Here is a 16,593-nt window from a genome sequence, read left to right on the forward strand (position 1 = left end):
GAAGAGTTTACCATTCATTATTTGCACTATGAACGCGAAAAATACTTATAGCTATACTTTACAGCCGGTCAATTACGAAGTTTCAGAAGCCGAACAGCGTCAGGTTCAGTTGCTGATCTGGCGTAGTACCAACAAGATCGGTATGAAAGCCTGGGCCATTATGGGCGTAATTGTCGTTCTGGCTATTTTGGGGATTATCTTTCTTAAAAACTACTCAACCATTTTCTGCTGGGTAGCTCTGGTTGGTGTAGCGCTTTACCTGCTGGTACGCAAATATGGTCTGGAGTGGTATGTTAAGCGCAAAATGACTGAATTTCCGGTTCAGGAAATCAAGGGAATTCGTTTGGGCGTTCAGCCACATGGCATTGTTATGCGCCAGAAAATGGGTATGCAGGAAGGTGTAGGAACCATCGGCTGGAAAGATGTTTATGAATGGTATGATGCGCCGGACTTTATTCTGATGAATTTTAAAGTAAAAGATCAGCCAGGTGCATATATCCTGCCAAAGCGTATGGACAGCAAGAATTTCTCTTTTGCCGTTATTCGCAAGCATCTCAAAGAAGCTGTGGGTGAACCTAAAACCATCTGAGTATTTTAAAATTCAGAGTTAAAAAACCTTCTGCTTATGGAGGTTTTTTATAAATTACTTAAAATAAATGATAATGAGAATGTCTATTAATCGCAAAATCCATTTTATCTACTTAATTTTTGTTTATAATCGGTGCCATTCTTGGCACATGATAATTTCACTACGCACATGTTTAAAAAAACATTTTTCCAAGTTCACTGGTTTCTGGGGATTACTGCGGGGCTGATTCTCTCGATTATGGGAGTAACGGGAGCAATTTACTCCTATGAACAGCAAATCTTAAAATGGATTAATCAGGACAGTTATGTAGTTCAGGCCGAACAACGTGACAAGCTGACACCTGCCGAGCTGTATCAACATTTCCATCAGCAGTCGCCTGAGCTTAAAATTAACAGTATTACAGTCGACACTGATCCAGCTGCTTCTTCTACAGTCAATATCGAGAAAAAAGGAGAGCGCCGCGGTTATAACATGATGGTAAACCCCTATACCGCAGAAGTTCTACCTGAAATTCAAGGACGCAAGTTTTTCCAGTTTATTCAGCAGCTGCACCGTAATCTAACAGTAGGCCCGGTCGGCAAACAGATTACCGGTGCCTGTACATTAATGCTGATTTTCTTTGTGCTAAGCGGACTCTATTTGCGCTGGCCCAAAAAACATTCATGGCGTCAGTGGTTTTTCATTAAACCCCGCTTAAAGGGACGCAACTTTATCTGGGATTTGCATGCCGTAGTTGGGACTTGGGTAGTGATCTTCTATCTGATTTTGGCCTGTACCGGCTTATTCTGGTCATATGAGTGGTGGCGTAATGGTATGTTTAAGGTACTGGGTGTAGAACGTGAACAGCCTGCTTTACAGGGAGGTAACCAGCCACGAGGGCAAGAAAAAGAATTGCAAGCGTCTACCGGTAGAAGCGGTGGACAGCAGACAGGTGACCGTGAAGCTGATCGTAAGCGTGGTCAGGGCCTTCCTCCCGAACAGGTACAATTGGCACTGACTCAAGCCTGGACAGGCTTTAATACACAAATTGGACGTGAATATTCAAGTCTGACCCTGACATTACCTAAAAAACCGGATGGTAAAATTGAGCTGTCCTTTACAGATGCTGTGCCTCAACATGAGCGCGCCCGCAATAAAGCAGTCTTCGATTATCGGACGTCTCAACTTGAAAATCTTGAGCTTTATGAAGATAAAAAGCTGAATGAAAAAATCATGAGCAGCATGTTACCCGTGCACCGGGGCAGTTTCTTTGGATCGGTTTATCAGTTTTTGGTTATGCTGGCAGCACTGGCCATGCCACTCTTCTTTGTTACAGGCTGGATGCTGTATTTAAAACGCCGCAAGCAGAAAAAACTGACACAGGCTGCACGTAACAGCAGTACTGCTCATTCTATTGATCCGAATGCAAAATCCTGGCTCATTACCTATGCTACTCAAACCGGTATGTCTGAACAGCTGGCGTGGCGTACTGCAACCAGCTTACAAGAAGCCCGACAACCGGTTACTGTCAAACCGATACAGCAGCTGCATGAGGCTGACCTTAAACAGGCAGAGCATGTATTATTTGTAGTGAGTACCTACGGTACTGGTGAAGCTCCAGATCTGGCCACTGGTTTTGTTAAAAAGCTAATGAAGAGTGATCTGGATTTAAGCCACTTGAACTATGCTGTTCTGGCCTTGGGTTCACAGGAATATCCTGACAGTTATTGCAGCTTTGGGCATGAGGTGAATCACTGGTTAAAACGCTCTGGTGCTCATCCCCTATTTGATGTCATTGAAATTAATAATGGCAGTAATGAAGATATTCAGCGTTGGAATCAGGCCCTGGCTCGGGCTACCCGGCTTGATTTAAGCAACATGAATATTGAAAAAGTATTTGACCAGTGGATACTGGATAAGCGCGAGCTGCTTAATCCGGGCAGCTTGGGTCGTCCGGCCTATAATGTCGAGCTGAAAGCCAAGCATGATGTAATCTGGCAGGCGGGCGATATTGCCGAGATACAGCCGGGCAATAGCCAAGCACGTATTCAAGACTTTCTGAACCAGCATCAGCTGGATGGCAATACGCAAGTAAATTCAATAAATATGAGCCTTGCAGAGGCTTTATGGGATCGTGACCTGACCGGAACGGTTGAAGTCTTTAATAGCGTTGATCAGTTACTGGAACAGTTACCTGCCCTGCCTTCACGCGAGTATTCGATTGCCAGTATACCTTCACAGCAGGTTTTGCGTCTGGTGGTACGTCAGTGTGAAGGAGCAGATGGTCTTGGTTTGGGGTCAGGCTGGCTGACCAAGCATGTACCCTTACACTCACCGGTGGCACTACGCATTCGTACCAATGAATCTTTCCATCTGATCGATGATAATCGTCCAATTATCTGTATTGGTAATGGAACAGGTATCGCAGGACTGATGAGCCTGCTGCACAGCCGTGTACGCCAAGACTATACGCAAAACTGGCTGATTTTTGGTGAGCGCCAACGCAACTGTGACTACTTCTATCAGTCTACCCTAGAAGCGTGGCAAACTACAGGTATGTTGCAACGTCTGGATCTGGCCTTTTCACGTGATCAGGAGCAGCGTATTTATGTACACCATATTTTACGTGAACATAGCGAAGAGCTAAAAAGCTGGATTGAACGTGGCGCAGTAATTTATGTCTGCGGCAGTATTAACGGAATGGCAAGCGATGTAGATCAGGCCCTGATCGATATTTTGGGTGAATGCTGTGTGGATGATCTTCGCCAAAATGGCCGCTATCGCCGTGATGTTTATTAAACTTTAGACTAGATGTAAAAAACCGGGCATATAGCCCGGTTTTTATTTACAAGTTTTGAAATTAACGGAAAAGGCCCGTCTGATAATTTGCCTGTCCTACGCCCGTCGAGGCCTGATAAGGATGAGTAAAGTCTTGCAGACCAGCCGCAGCTTCCTCAACATCTTTACCTTCCTTAACCACGAAACTGTCAAAGCCGGAACGTTTCATATAGTTCAAAACGTCCTTAAAAATATCACCTACTGCACGTAGTTCACCTTGAAAGCCCTGACGACGCAGTAACGCTGCAAAGGAATAACCACGGCCATCATTAAAACCGGCAAACTCAATAAAGATGGCATCCAGTGCATTTAACGGAAACTGGTGATCTTCTGGTGAGTCATTGACTGTCAAATAAAGTGCCTTTTTACCTTGTACTTGTGCCAGCTGCTCCAGCTGTGCTGTAGTCAGTAGGACATCCCCCGTAGGTAACTGACCATCTTCACCAATCAGCTGATAGGTATTATCCGCAATCGTGCTATCTTTATAAAGCACAGGTAATGCTGTATTAAGCATATGCACGCTCCTTAAAGGTCTGAATTCCTACGCGGCGGTAAGTATCAATGAATTTTTCATTGTCTGTACGCAAATCCAGATATGTATTTAAGATTTCTTCAATAATATCTGGTACCACTTCAGCTGCAAATGAAGGCCCGAGAATGTCGCCAATAGAAGCGTCATGGTCAGCATTACCACCGAGTGTAATCTGGTAAAACTCAGCGCCTTTTTTGTCTACCCCTAAAATACCGATATTACCGACATGATGATGACCACAGGCATTCATACAGCCTGAAATATTCAGATCAAGCTGACCCAGATTATACAGCGTATCCAGGTCTTCAAAACGGCGGGTAATCGCTTCAGCAATCGGAATAGACTTGGCATTTGCCAGTGAACAGAAATCTCCGCCCGGACAGCAGATAATATCTGTCAGGAATCCGATATGTGCACGTGCCAGGTTCTGTGCATCAAGAGTCTGCCATAATTCAAACAGGTCTTTTTGTGGCACATCGACCAGCGCAATATTCTGCTCGTGGGTAGTACGCAGTTCACCAAAGGTATAACGGTCTGCCAGGTCAGCAATCAGATTCATCTCTTCCGTAGTCATATCACCAGGCGCCACACCAGCACGCTTGAGCGAAATGGTTACAATACGGTAACCCTGCACTTTATGAGCATGGGTATTGATATTAAACCAGTGCTTGAACTTAGGATGAGCTTCAAACAGTTCAGCAAAGTCTTCATCAGCCAGATTCTGGTAATCAAATGGTGTGAATTCTTCATCCAGCTTTTTAAGAACTTCTGGCTGAATTTTCAGACTTTCACGAGTATGTGCAAATTCGGCTTCGACTTTCTCTGCAAATACTTGTGGTGTCAGGGCTTTAACCAGAATCTTGATCCGTGCTTTATATTTATTGTCACGGCGTCCATGCAGGTTATAGACACGTAATACTGCTTCCAGATACGCAATCAGGTCTTCACGTGGCAGGAATTCACGGATTACACTGCCAATGATAGGAGTACGGCCCAGACCGCCACCTACCATAATTTTATAACCCAGCTCGCCCTGTGCATTACGTATAATATAAACACCAATATCGTGAAACGCAGTCGCAGCGCGGTCAACTTCTGCAAGTGCTGAAACAGCAATCTTGAATTTACGCGGCAGGAAAGCAAATTCCGGGTGAAATGTACTCCACTGGCGGATCAGCTCGCAAGTTGGTCGCGGATCAGCAATCTCGCCTGCAACCACACCGGCATACTGGTCAGTCGTCGTATTACGTATACAGTTACCCGAAGTCTGGATCGCATGCATCTGTACTGTTGCCAGTTCAGCCAGAATATCAGGCACATCTTCAAGTGCCGGCCAGTTCAGCTGGATGTTCTGACGGGTAGAAACATGTGCATAACCACGGTCATATTTTTTTGAAATTTCAGCAATTTTTCTTAACTGCTTGGAATTCATTAGGCCGTAAGGTACCGCCATACGCAGCATAGGTGCGTAACGTTGTACATATAGACCATTCTGGAGGCGCAGTGGACGGTACTCATCCTCGGTAAGTTTACCGGCTAAATAACGTTCTGTTTGATCACGGAACTGTGCAACGCGTTCATTGACCAGCTGTTGATCGAAATCAGTATATAAATACATGGCGTACGGCTAGATTCATTATAACGGCTGATAGCATAACGAGCTTTGGTTCATCAACAAAATGCGTTTTTTACATATTTAATAGCGGTTTTATTGATAAAGAGCCAAAACACGATGATCAGTTGTTATTCTACCTGTTCCTGTGCAATTTACTGAGACGATTCAGGCCAGTTTCCCTCTCCTAGGCTCTGACCGCTAAATGTATAGCGTGCTTGTGATCGGGAGAACTTGATAGGACAAGCCAGCTGCGGTTCGGTTTTTTTCAGGTCTGCTGCTACAGGCACTTGAACAATCCATTTACGGGCTTGTGCTAAAGGAGAATTTAGGGCTTCATCCAGCCTCAGCACCGGTTCGACACAAATATCCAGTGCTGCAAAAGTATTACTCCACTCTGCCCAGGTTCTCCTTAAGATTTTAGCTTGAATAGCCTGTTTGACTTGTTTTCGGTCATCACTATCAAAAGAAGCACCTTTTTCTAGCAGAACAGGAAGATCCAAGACTTGGGCCAGACCTTGCATAAACTGCGGTTCCAGACTGCCGACAGATAGATAACGGCCATCTTTAGTCTGGTAATAGTCATAATATGTCCCGCCATTTAAGTGTTCCTGTTCTGGCATCTGCGGAGTTTGCCCGGCCAGAGCAGCGGAAGCAGCCATACTGTTTAAAGTCGCTACACAGTCTGTCATGGAAATATCAATATATTGTCCGAGTCCGCTTTGCTGACGCTCGATCACTGCAGTGAGAATACCGATGACTGCATGGAGTGAGCCTCCTGCAATATCTGCCACCTGAATGCCCAGAGGGGGTGGACCATCTTTTTCTCGTCCGCTATGGCCTGCGATACCAGCAACAGCAAGGTAGTTAATATCATGTCCTGCCCGGTCCCTATAAGGACCATCTTGACCATAGCCAGTGATTGAACAATAAATCAGTCGCGGATTAAGTTCGGCCAGTACAGCATAGTCTAGGCCTAAACGTTTCATTACGCCTGGCCGGAACTGCTCCACTACAATATCGAATTCACTTATTTTTTGCCTGATCAGTTCAATACTGGTCTTATCTTTCAAATCCAGAGTTACTGACTGTTTATTCCGGTTTAAATAACTGTGTGCAGTTGCCTGTCCATTAGCATAAGGCGGTAAAAGCCTGATCAAGTCGGGGCGAGTTGCAGACTCGACATGAATAACTTCTGCACCGAGATCGGCCAGATACAAACTGGCAAAAGGTCCAGGCAATAAAGTCGAGAAATCCAGTACCTTCAGTCCATTTAAGGGGGTAGTCATTATTGTTTTATCCAGATAAGGTTTCATTTCATCTTAAAAAGATAAAATCGGGTAAACAATGTCATGTTCAGCCATTTACCTTGATCATTTCGGCAATTTATCATGTAAAAATGGTAGTCTACCTATTGTAAATTGCCAATTAAATAATTTTTAGCGTCATTTAGGTCAACCACACGTGAACATAAAAGAGACTGAAGGATTTAACATGAGCCGTGATACGATTAGTATCCATTTCGTTAATGCGGCTCTGACTGGTGTAAAACGCCTCGGCATGGATGTAGAAACCTTACTTTCACATGTCGGTATCGAGGCCGAACTGCTACGCCAGCCGAAAGCTCGTATCTCGCCTGAACAGTACACCCGTTTCATTAAAATGCTATGGATGGTCACTCAGGATGAACACGTCGGTTTTGACGTACAGCCACGTCGGCTCGGCACCTTTGCCATTATGTGCCAGCTGATTATACATGCCAAAACTCTCGGTGATGCACTAGAACTTTCTTCACAGTTTTATAAGCTGTTTGGTGATGAATGGTCAGTTACGCTAGAGCGTGACAAGCATGAAGCACGGTTGGTGCCATTAATTCCTAAAAGTATGGACCCGGACCACTTTATTACTGAAAGTATGCTGATGATCTGGCATGGTCTGGCTTCTTGGCTGATCGGACGCCGCATACCGCTAGAACGGGTACATTTTGGTTATGCCCGCCCTGCCCATGCAGATGAATATGATGCGCTATTTTTTGCGCCGGTCATGCAGTTTGATGCACCACGTACTGAAGTAACTTTCGCTGCCGACTATCTGGACCTGCCCATTCGTCAGAATGATGAGTCATTGGAAGAGTTCCTGAAAACTGCGCCAGCACAACTGCTGGTGAAATTCAAAAATGTAAATTCTCTTACATCGCGTATTCGTGATGTGTTAAAGAGCCAGATTGGCGAAGAGATGCCAACCTTAAACGATGTTGCTTCCATGCTTTATCTGTCACCGCAGACCCTGCGCCGCCGTCTGGCCGCAGAAGGTAAAAGCTATCAGGGAGTTAAAGATGCCTTACGCCGCGATGCTGCCATTCACCTGCTGCTTAATCCGGAATTAACCCTGGAAGATGTTGCACAGCAGGTCGGTTTTAGTGAAACCAGCACCTTCCACCGCGCTTTCAAGAAATGGACTGGCGTCACCCCGGGTCTGTACCGCCAATTACATGGTTATCATTAAGTCTTAACTCAATTTCCGAGTTTTCCTCCGCCCAGGTGTAAACACTTGGGCTTTTTTATAATTATTTATATTCAGTATTGGCAAAAACCAACATTTAGCCTGATTCGTTCTCGTCATTGCACTCTGTTTGCTTTGCAGTACACTCAAAAATTAGAAAAACCAGTCATTCAATATAAAAAGGAAAAATTATGAGCGAGGCTTATATTATTGATGCCATTCGCACCCCGCGAGGAAAAGGGAAAAAAGACGGCTCACTTTATGAAGTTAAACCGATCAGTCTGCTCACCGGATTACTCAACGAATTACAGCATCGTCATCAGCTTGATACTTCTAAAGTTGATGATATTGTTTTGGGCTGTGTAACGCCTGTAGGTGACCAGGGGGCAGATATTGCCAAAACCGCAGCTGTCGCAGCGGGCTGGAATGATGACGTTGCCGGTGTACAAATTAACCGCTTCTGTGCTTCAGGCCTTGAAGCGGTCAATATGGCGGCAATGAAGGTTCGCTCTGGCTGGGAGGATCTGGTGGTGGCAGGTGGTGTCGAGTCTATGTCACGTGTACCGATGGGCTCAGATGGTGGTCCTTGGGCACTTGACCCGGAAACCAATTTACACAGTGGTTTTGTCCCACAGGGTATCGGAGCTGACCTGATTGCTACACTGGACGGCTATACCCGTGAAGACGTAGACCACTTTGCGCTACATTCACAGCAGAAAGCTGCACAAGCCCAGGCCAGTGGTTATTTCAAAAAGTCTGTAATACCGGTTAAGGACAAAGCAGGTGTTGTCATTCTGGCAGAAGATGAATTTATCAAGCCGAATACCACGGCTGAAGGGCTAGCCAAACTTAATCCGAGCTTTGAAATGATGGGCCAAATGGGCTTTGATGCAGTAGCCCTACAAAAATATCCGGTAGCACAAAAGATTCATCATGTACATCATGCCGGAAACTCTTCTGGTATCGTTGATGGCGCTGCACTGGTACTGATTGCCTCTGATAAAGCAGTGAAAGAACAGAATCTGAAACCTAGAGCTAAAATCTTGTCGACCGCTCTGGTTGGCACCGATCCGACGATCATGCTAACCGGGCCAGCACCTGCTGCACGTAAAGCACTAGAAAAGGCTGGACTGAGTATTGATGATATTGACCTGTTTGAAGTCAATGAAGCTTTTGCAGCAGTGGTCATGCGCTTTATTCATGAGCTCAAGGTTGACCCAGCCAAAGTAAACGTCAATGGCGGTGCAATTGCAATGGGACATCCACTAGGTGCAACTGGCGCCATGATTCTTGGGACCTTACTAGATGAACTGGAGCGTCAGGATAAAAAACGTGGCCTGGCGACTTTATGTGTCGGCGGCGGCATGGGAATTGCTACTATTATCGAGCGCGTATAAGGAGAATAACATGAGCGCAATTCAATACGAAAAGAATACAGACCAGATTGTAGTGCTGACCCTAGATTCCAGCGGCCAGTCAGCTAACACCATGAATGCCGAGTTCCGTGAATCGCTAGATAAAGTTGTTCAGCAGCTCAGAGCTGAAACTGAAGTAAAAGGTATTATTTTCCGTTCAGCCAAAAAAACATTCTTTGCCGGTGGAGATCTTGACGAGCTGGTGACTACCACACCGGCACAGGCAACTGAATTTTTTCATATGGTACAAAAACTCAAAGCAGATTTGCGCTATATCGAAACTCTGGGTATTCCAGTGGTTGCCTGTTTAAATGGTACAGCTTTAGGTGGTGGCTGGGAGCTGGCACTTGGCTGCCATTACCGTATCGCTTTAAAAGACTCTGAAACCAAATTCGGCTTACCTGAAGTGACCTTGGGTTTGTTACCGGGAGGTGGAGGTATTGTCCGGATGATCCGACTGCTGGGCATCCAAACTGCCCTGCCTTATTTAATTGAAGGAAAACAGTTTGGTGTAGAAAAAGCTTTATCACTGGGTCTAATTCATGCTACGGCAGATCATGAAGAAGAACTATTACAAAAGGCCTTTGACTGGATTCAGGCTCATCCGCAGTCACAGCAGCCTTTCGATGTTAAAGGCTTCAAGATTCCGGGCGGAGATCCAAAACCCCCTGCGGTTGCCCAGATGCTGGCGATTGCTCCAGCCATACTGATTGATAAAACGAAAGGCTGCTACCCTGCCCCTGAAGCGATTCTGGCAGCAGCTGTTGAAGGTGCGCAGGTCGACTTTGATACTGCACTTACGATTGAATCACGCGCTTTTACATATCTGGCCACCGGACAGGTGTCTAAAAATATGATCGGAACGTTCTGGCATGGCTTAAATGCCATCAAGTCAGGGGCTAGCCGTCCGGCAGGATATGAAAAATGGCAGGCTAAAAAGGTAGCTGTTTTAGGCGCTGGCATGATGGGAGCAGGAATCGCTTATGCTATTGCAATTAAAGGAATTTCAGTAATACTCAAAGATGTATCTATAGAAAATGCTGAAAAGGGTAAAGCCTACAGCCAGAAACTGCTTGATAAGAAAGTTAGTCAAGGCCGTATGAGTGCTGAAAAACGTGACCAGATTTTACAGTTGATCCATCCTACAGCTGATATAAGCACCCTGGAAGGTTGTGATCTGGTGATAGAAGCTGTATTTGAAAATCAACAGCTTAAAGCACAGGTTACCCAGCAAGCAGAAGTCTATTTAAATGAAACGGGTGTGATGGCATCAAATACCTCGACCCTGCCCATTTCTGATCTGGCACAGGCCAGTCGTAATGCTGCGCAGTTTATTGGTCTGCATTTTTTTAGTCCGGTCGACAAAATGCAACTGGTCGAAATTATTAAGGGACAGCAGACCTCGGCAGCCACACTGGCTAAAGCCTATGACTTTGTGCAGCAGATTGGTAAAACTCCTATTGTGGTCAATGACAGTCGTGGTTTCTTTACCAGTCGGGTGTTTGGCAAGTTTGTACAGGAAGGTCTGCGCATGCTGGCTGAAGGAATCCATCCGGCACGTATAGAAATGGCAGCGCTCAAGGCAGGTATGCCCGTCGGTCCACTCGCAATTCAGGATGAAGTTTCACTGACTTTAAGCGAGCACGTCGCAAAAGAAACCCGTAAAGCGTTACAGGCCATAGGTCAAGATTTACCCCTGACACCGGCTGATGAAGTGATTAAAACCATGATTCATGAATTTGACCGTAAGGGTAAAGCCGCAGGTCAGGGTTTTTATGAATATCCGGCCCAAGGTAAAAAATATTTATGGAAAGGCTTGAGCCGCTGGAATAAAAATAAGGAAGTGCCAGAGCAGGAGCTGATTGAGCGCTTTCTTTTTGTGCAGGCTCTAGATACCTTACGCTGTCTAGAGGAAGGTGTGCTGGAATCTGTAGTCGACGCCAATGTAGGTTCTATCTTTGGCATCGGTTATGCACCCTGGACTGGTGGTGCCATACAGTACCTGAACCACTACGGATTGGAACGTGCCTTGGCTCGTGCTGAACAGCTGGCTGCAGAATATGGCGAGCGTTTTGCTCCACCACAGCGGTTAAGACAACATGCACAATCTGGACTACCAATCGCTGCTTAATGATCAGAACAAAAAGACGCGATTGCGCGTCTTTTTTGTTTCTCATGTAGACATTTCATATTTAACCATTTTTAGCTTTTATATTTTAAACAAAAAATTCTTTTTTCATTTTCAGTATATTAGAAATCCCCAGTCTATTTCTTGACAGTTTTATGCTATAACTATACCCAGTTTAGTCAGTATTTTTTCTTACTTTGGATATTTATTATGGTAGATCATTCTTCTCCTGAGCATTCTCCATGGGGCTGGAAAGCACTGATTGTTGCCGTGATTCTAGGCTGTTTCTTTATGGGCTTTTTTTATCTGGCTGTAACCAATGAGCCAGACTATATGCCAAGTCAGCAGCAAAAAAATACTCAGCAGCATGCCTTTAAAAATGCACCGGCCATGTCACCTGAAGCCATGCAGGCAGCACAGGCTAACCAGCAAAAGGCTAATGCAACTCAGCAGCCGGATCAGCCCTCTACTGAAACCTCAACCGCTCCGGGCGAACATATTGAACATAGCCACGGTGATCAGGAACATTCTCATTAAACTGATGAATTAAAAGCATATGACAGATCTAACACGTAATGCACTTGTAGTAGAGGGCGGCGGTATGCGCGGCTCTTTCACCTGTGGTGTGCTCGATGCTTTCTTAAAACATGATTTTAATCCTTTCAGTTTATTTGTGGGGGTTTCTTCTGGCTCAACCAATGTAGCTAACTATCTTGCAGGCCAGATAGGAAGGAATATTGATATTTATCTGGATCATTCCCTGCGCCGTGAGTTCATCCACTATGGCCGTTTTCTTAAAGGGGGTGATCTGCTAGACATGCAGTGGATGTGGGATGTTGTTGAACAGGAATCACCTTTGGATCAGGATGCACTGTTCAGGCAAAATCCAGATTTTTATATGGTTCTGACTCATGCCATTCATGGCCATGCTGAATATGTACGCGCTAGTCAAGAGAACATTTTCGACGGATTACGTGCGTCTAGTTCCATCCCGGTACTGACCCGTCAACCCGTACTGGTAAATGGTGAACCTTATTTCGATGGTGGCGTAGCAGATGCCCTGCCAATACAGTGGGCAGCAGCCCAGCCTGATGTTACGCAACTAATGGTGATTCGTACCCGGCCAAAAAACTATTTTAAAGCCAGCAGTAAGGGTGACCAGTTTCTGGCAAAATATATAGTTAAAAAGAATCAAGGATTTGCCTTAAGTTTGCAAGAACGCTGTGAACGCTATAATCAGTCGGTAAAGTTCATTCGACAGGCTCAAACTGCACCGGTGACACAAAAGATTCTGGAAATCTGCCCACCAGATGACAAACGGCTTGCCAACCGTCTCTGCAAGGATAAACGAAAACTGCAATATACCTATGAAGTGGGATTAGATGTGGGTCTGCAGGCTATTGAGGCATGGAAAGCCTTGAGATAGTCCAAGGCTTTTATAATATTTTCAGTTTTGCGCTATTTCATTCTGGTTCACAGTGCACTAGTGCTTAGTTAAAGACTGAACAGATTTTCCAGGTTAACATTTGCAACCAATATCCTGTTGATCCCATTGGTCATTTAACAACAGTTCTAGAGAATGCTTGCGGATACCATACATCTCCTTTAAAGCCCTGATCTGTTCCAGTACAGACTGGTCAGGCTGCTTGAAGTTCTTGCGCTTGGTCGCGAGTATCATTTTGTTCTTACTGGTATGTTCTAAAGATATAAATTCAAAGACTTTGGTATCATAGCCATAAGCTTTGAGTAATAAGGCACGGATAGTATCTGTCAGCATCTCGGCCTGTTGTCCGGCGTGAATTCCAAATTGCAGCATTGGCTGGAGAACCTCAGGACTTTCTAGCTGAGGGCGTAATTCTTTATGACAGCATGGTGCGCACATAATCATGGATGCATTTAAACGGATACCGGTATGAATGGCAAAATCGGTTGCCACATCGCAGGCATGCAGGGCAATCATGACATCAAGATGCTCAGGATGATAGGTCCGCACATCTCCTTCAAAAAAATCAAGATGTTCAAATCCAGATTTCTGTGCGATTTCCTGACAGAAACTGACCAGATTAGGCCGCAGTTCTACTCCGGTAATTAAAGGCAATTTCTGTTTCTGTTCTTGCAGATAGTCATATAGAGCAAAGGTTAAATAGCCCTTGCCTGAACCAAAATCAACAATTCGTACTATATCTTGTGTAGTAATCTGTTCAAAAGCACCTGAGAAAATTTCAATAAACTTATTAATCTGTTTCCATTTACGCGCCATGCTCGGAATAATCTGGGCCTTTTCGTCGGTAATTCCTAAATATTTTAAAAATAGGCGATCTTGTGCAACATAACGCTGCTTTTCCCGGTCATGACTAATAAGCGGTGTATCTTTGCTGATTATGTCTTTTCTTTTTGTACGGGTAAGCATGACCTTTTTCTTGTTTTTCTTCAGCTGTAGTTCATGAGATGCAATCAGCAGGTTAGCCTGTTTACAGTCATGAAGCAGAGATGTAATGTGCAGCACCGCCTCTTCTAGAGTATAGTTTTTTGTGACATCTTGAGTCTGATAATGATACAGCCCAGAGAGTTTTACTTGATTTTGCAGCTCAACCAGACGGAAAGTAATCTTTTGCAGCCCCTCAAGCTTACCTTGATATTGACTTAATATCAGACGTTCAAAATGATTTAAATCAAGGGATTGCTGAAATTCTTTTAAAAATTGCTGTTCCTGTTCAGAAAAGCTTTCAGGAGATGTCATGGAAAGAATCCTGGATAAATTAGTAATAATTTTAAATGTTCTTACCTGAAAAGCAAAACTGTATTAATATACACTTGTACTTTTAAATATATTGGTTGGTTTATGACTTCTTCACTTGCGGAATCTTATCATCCGAGAGAAGAACAGTTTAATGCATATAGCCATGCAGTCGGTGCAGTACTTGCCGTGATCGCCGGTGTCCTGATGGTCATAAAAGGCAGTGATCTCCCGACTGGTCAGTGGATTGGATTATGGATATATGCAGGCAGCATGGTATTACTGTTCACCAGTTCAACGTTATATCACTTTTCCAGAACCGAGCAGCGCAGATTCTGGTACAAGAAACTGGACCACACAGCCATTTATTATCTCATTGCAGGTACTTATACGCCTTTTTTAAGTATTGCATTGCCTACCACTAAAGCACATAACCTGCTTATTGCCTTATGGGTCATTGCTGGTATTGGTACAATATTTAAATTAATTTTTATTCACCGTTTTCAAAAGATTTCCCTGCTGGCCTATCTGTTGATGGGTTGGATGGCGTTGCTAGTTATGGATGACATGCGGCAGTACCTGTCAAAACAGACCTTAACCCTTTTAATTGCAGGCGGTTTGGCTTATACGATTGGTGCATTGTTTTATGCCTTAAAAAGAGTAAGATATACTCATGCTATCTGGCATATTTTTGTATTGTTAGGCGCAGGATTACACTTCCTGGCGATCTATCTTTACGTAATCTAATTCATTTGTACTCACTTTTCAGTGACCCTGAACGAGATTAATGGATTAATTTTCGTTGTTTTTTTAAGAAATTACGCCTTTTTTAAAAAGATTACGCTTTTAAAACTAATATTTATTTTTACGAAGTGTAAGGTTACCCATGGCGTCATCAACTACTACAGCTGCTACCACCGAAGTAGCGACTAACTCTAAGGCTCGTGTTTTATTCGCGAGCCTCGTCGGCACGACGATTGAATTTTTTGATTTTTATATCTATGCGACTGCCGCAGTGATTGTTTTCCCTCACCTGTTTTTTCCGGCAGGAAGCGGTAGCGCGGCAGTACTCCAGTCTTTAGCGACTTTTGCTATTGCGTTTATTGCCCGCCCAATTGGTGCAGCACTATTTGGCCATCTCGGTGACCGGATTGGCCGTAAGGCAACACTGGTAGCTGCCCTTCTGACGATGGGTATCTCCACAGTCTGTATTGGTTTATTACCTACCTATGCACAGATTGGTATTATAGCTCCGTTATTATTGGCACTTTGCCGTCTGGGCCAAGGTTTGGGGCTGGGGGGTGAATGGAGTGGTGCAGTATTGCTGGCTACTGAAAATGCACCAGAAGGCAAGCGTGCCTGGTATGGCATGTTTCCTCAGCTTGGTGCTCCAATTGGCTTTATTCTGGCGACTGGCTCATTTCTGCTCCTAGGCGCTCTGATGTCTGAAGAAGCATTTTTGCAATGGGGTTGGCGTATTCCTTTTATTGCAAGTGCGGCACTGGTTATTGTAGGTCTGTATATCCGACTGAAATTACATGAAACCCCTGCTTTTCAGAAGGTGCTTGATAAACAGAAAGAAGTTAATATTCCATTTAAAGAAGTGTTTACCAAGCACTTTTCAATGCTGGTTTTAGGTACTGTGGCTGCGATCTGTACCTTTGTTGTCTTTTATCTAACCACCGTATTTGCATTGAACTGGGCCACAACACAGTTAGGTTATTCACGGGGTGAGTTTCTTGAACTGCAACTGATTGCAACTTTATGTTTTGCTGCTTTTATTCCACTCTCTGCAGTATTTGCAGAAAAGTTTGGCCGTAAAGCTACTTCTATTGGGGTATGTATAGCGGCTGCCTTATTTGGTCTGGTATTTTCTTCCATGCTGGAATCAGGTAGTACCTTGGTCGTATTCCTGTTCTTATGTACCGGCCTTGCAATTATGGGAATGACTTATGGGCCAATTGGTACGGTTTTATCTGAGCTGTTCCCGACTTCAGTACGGTATACCGGTTCTGCTTTAACATTTAACCTCGCAGGTATTTTCGGTGCATCATTTGCACCGCTGATTGCGACTAAACTGGCTGAAAATTATGGTCTGGCAGCAGTTGGTTATTATCTCTCAGCCGCTTCTATTCTTTCACTGATTGCGTTTATGCTAATCCGTGAAACTAAAAATGAAGATGTAAATAACCAGATCTAAGCTGAAGCAGTTATAAAAAAGACGGGAGAAGCCCGTCTTTTTTATATCAGGTGATGAAACT

General features: G+C 44.4%; 13 protein-coding genes. 9 read left to right on the forward strand and 4 right to left on the reverse strand.

Annotated features, from left to right (window positions below):
- The first annotated feature begins 28 nt into the window (after nt 1-28).
- Together J502_RS09660 and J502_RS09665 are read left to right on the forward strand one after the other, a co-directional pair.
- Nucleotides 29-589: a hypothetical protein gene (locus J502_RS09660; protein ID WP_034683941.1), complete on the forward strand. Its 561-nt coding sequence runs from the start codon at nt 29-31 to the stop codon at nt 587-589.
- A 168-nt stretch (nt 590-757) separates the two neighbouring features.
- Nucleotides 758-3,367 (forward strand): PepSY domain-containing protein, encoded by a 2,610-nt coding sequence (locus J502_RS09665; RefSeq protein WP_034683944.1) that lies wholly within the window; start codon nt 758-760, stop codon nt 3,365-3,367.
- Nucleotides 3,368-3,428: 61 nt separating this feature from the next.
- On the opposite strand, the gene J502_RS09670 is transcribed toward J502_RS09665, so the two are convergent.
- The 3 genes from J502_RS09670 to J502_RS09680 all read right to left on the reverse strand — a co-directional run bounded on the left by J502_RS09670 (nt 3,429) and on the right by J502_RS09680 (nt 6,839).
- Entirely contained in the window at nt 3,429-3,920 is a 492-nt protein-coding gene (locus J502_RS09670; protein ID WP_005016056.1) for a DUF934 domain-containing protein, read from the reverse strand.
- On the reverse strand, nt 3,913-5,556 hold the full coding sequence (locus J502_RS09675; RefSeq protein WP_005016058.1) for a nitrite/sulfite reductase: 1,644 nt from the start codon (nt 5,554-5,556) through the stop codon (nt 3,913-3,915). The genes J502_RS09670 and J502_RS09675 overlap by 8 nt, the downstream gene beginning before the upstream one ends.
- 149 nt (nt 5,557-5,705) lie before the next feature.
- Nucleotides 5,706-6,839 carry a CaiB/BaiF CoA transferase family protein gene (locus J502_RS09680; RefSeq protein WP_005016060.1) on the reverse strand — a complete coding sequence of 378 codons (1,134 nt, stop codon included), beginning with the start codon at nt 6,837-6,839 and terminating at the stop codon, nt 5,706-5,708.
- Between the two features lie 205 nt (nt 6,840-7,044).
- On the opposite strand from J502_RS09680, the gene J502_RS09685 reads away from it, so the two are divergent.
- The 5 genes from J502_RS09685 to J502_RS09705 all read left to right on the forward strand — a co-directional run bounded on the left by J502_RS09685 (nt 7,045) and on the right by J502_RS09705 (nt 13,021).
- Nucleotides 7,045-8,055 (forward strand): AraC family transcriptional regulator, encoded by a 1,011-nt coding sequence (locus tag J502_RS09685; protein ID WP_005016061.1) that lies wholly within the window; start codon nt 7,045-7,047, stop codon nt 8,053-8,055.
- 188 nt (nt 8,056-8,243) lie between these two features.
- Nucleotides 8,244-9,449, forward strand: coding sequence for an acetyl-CoA C-acetyltransferase (locus J502_RS09690; RefSeq protein ID WP_005016063.1), 1,206 nt, complete (start codon nt 8,244-8,246; stop codon nt 9,447-9,449).
- Between the two features lie 10 nt (nt 9,450-9,459).
- The gene (locus tag J502_RS09695) at nt 9,460-11,598 is read left to right on the forward strand and encodes a 3-hydroxyacyl-CoA dehydrogenase NAD-binding domain-containing protein (protein WP_034683946.1); all 2,139 of its coding nucleotides are present in this window, start codon (nt 9,460-9,462) and stop codon (nt 11,596-11,598) included.
- A gap of 207 nt (nt 11,599-11,805) precedes the next feature.
- The gene (locus J502_RS09700) at nt 11,806-12,132 is read left to right on the forward strand and encodes a hypothetical protein (RefSeq protein WP_005016067.1); all 327 of its coding nucleotides are present in this window, start codon (nt 11,806-11,808) and stop codon (nt 12,130-12,132) included.
- Between the two features lie 19 nt (nt 12,133-12,151).
- Nucleotides 12,152-13,021, forward strand: a complete 870-nt coding sequence (locus J502_RS09705) for a patatin-like phospholipase family protein (protein WP_005016077.1) — start codon at nt 12,152-12,154, stop codon at nt 13,019-13,021.
- Between the two features lie 93 nt (nt 13,022-13,114).
- On the opposite strand, the gene J502_RS09710 is transcribed toward J502_RS09705, so the two are convergent.
- On the reverse strand, nt 13,115-14,335 hold the full coding sequence (locus tag J502_RS09710; protein WP_034683948.1) for a class I SAM-dependent methyltransferase: 1,221 nt from the start codon (nt 14,333-14,335) through the stop codon (nt 13,115-13,117).
- A 102-nt stretch (nt 14,336-14,437) separates the two neighbouring features.
- Between J502_RS09710 and trhA the strand changes: the two genes are divergently transcribed.
- Both trhA and J502_RS09720 read left to right on the forward strand, forming a co-directional pair.
- The gene (gene trhA / locus J502_RS09715; RefSeq protein WP_005016082.1) at nt 14,438-15,079 is read left to right on the forward strand and encodes a PAQR family membrane homeostasis protein TrhA; all 642 of its coding nucleotides are present in this window, start codon (nt 14,438-14,440) and stop codon (nt 15,077-15,079) included.
- A gap of 139 nt (nt 15,080-15,218) precedes the next feature.
- The gene (locus tag J502_RS09720) at nt 15,219-16,532 is read left to right on the forward strand and encodes an MFS transporter (protein ID WP_034683950.1); all 1,314 of its coding nucleotides are present in this window, start codon (nt 15,219-15,221) and stop codon (nt 16,530-16,532) included.
- The last annotated feature ends 61 nt before the right edge of the window (nt 16,533-16,593 follow it).

It is taken from the genome of Acinetobacter sp. 1294596, assembly GCF_000582925.1.
Taxonomy (GTDB): Bacteria; Pseudomonadota; Gammaproteobacteria; order Pseudomonadales; family Moraxellaceae; genus Acinetobacter; species Acinetobacter radioresistens.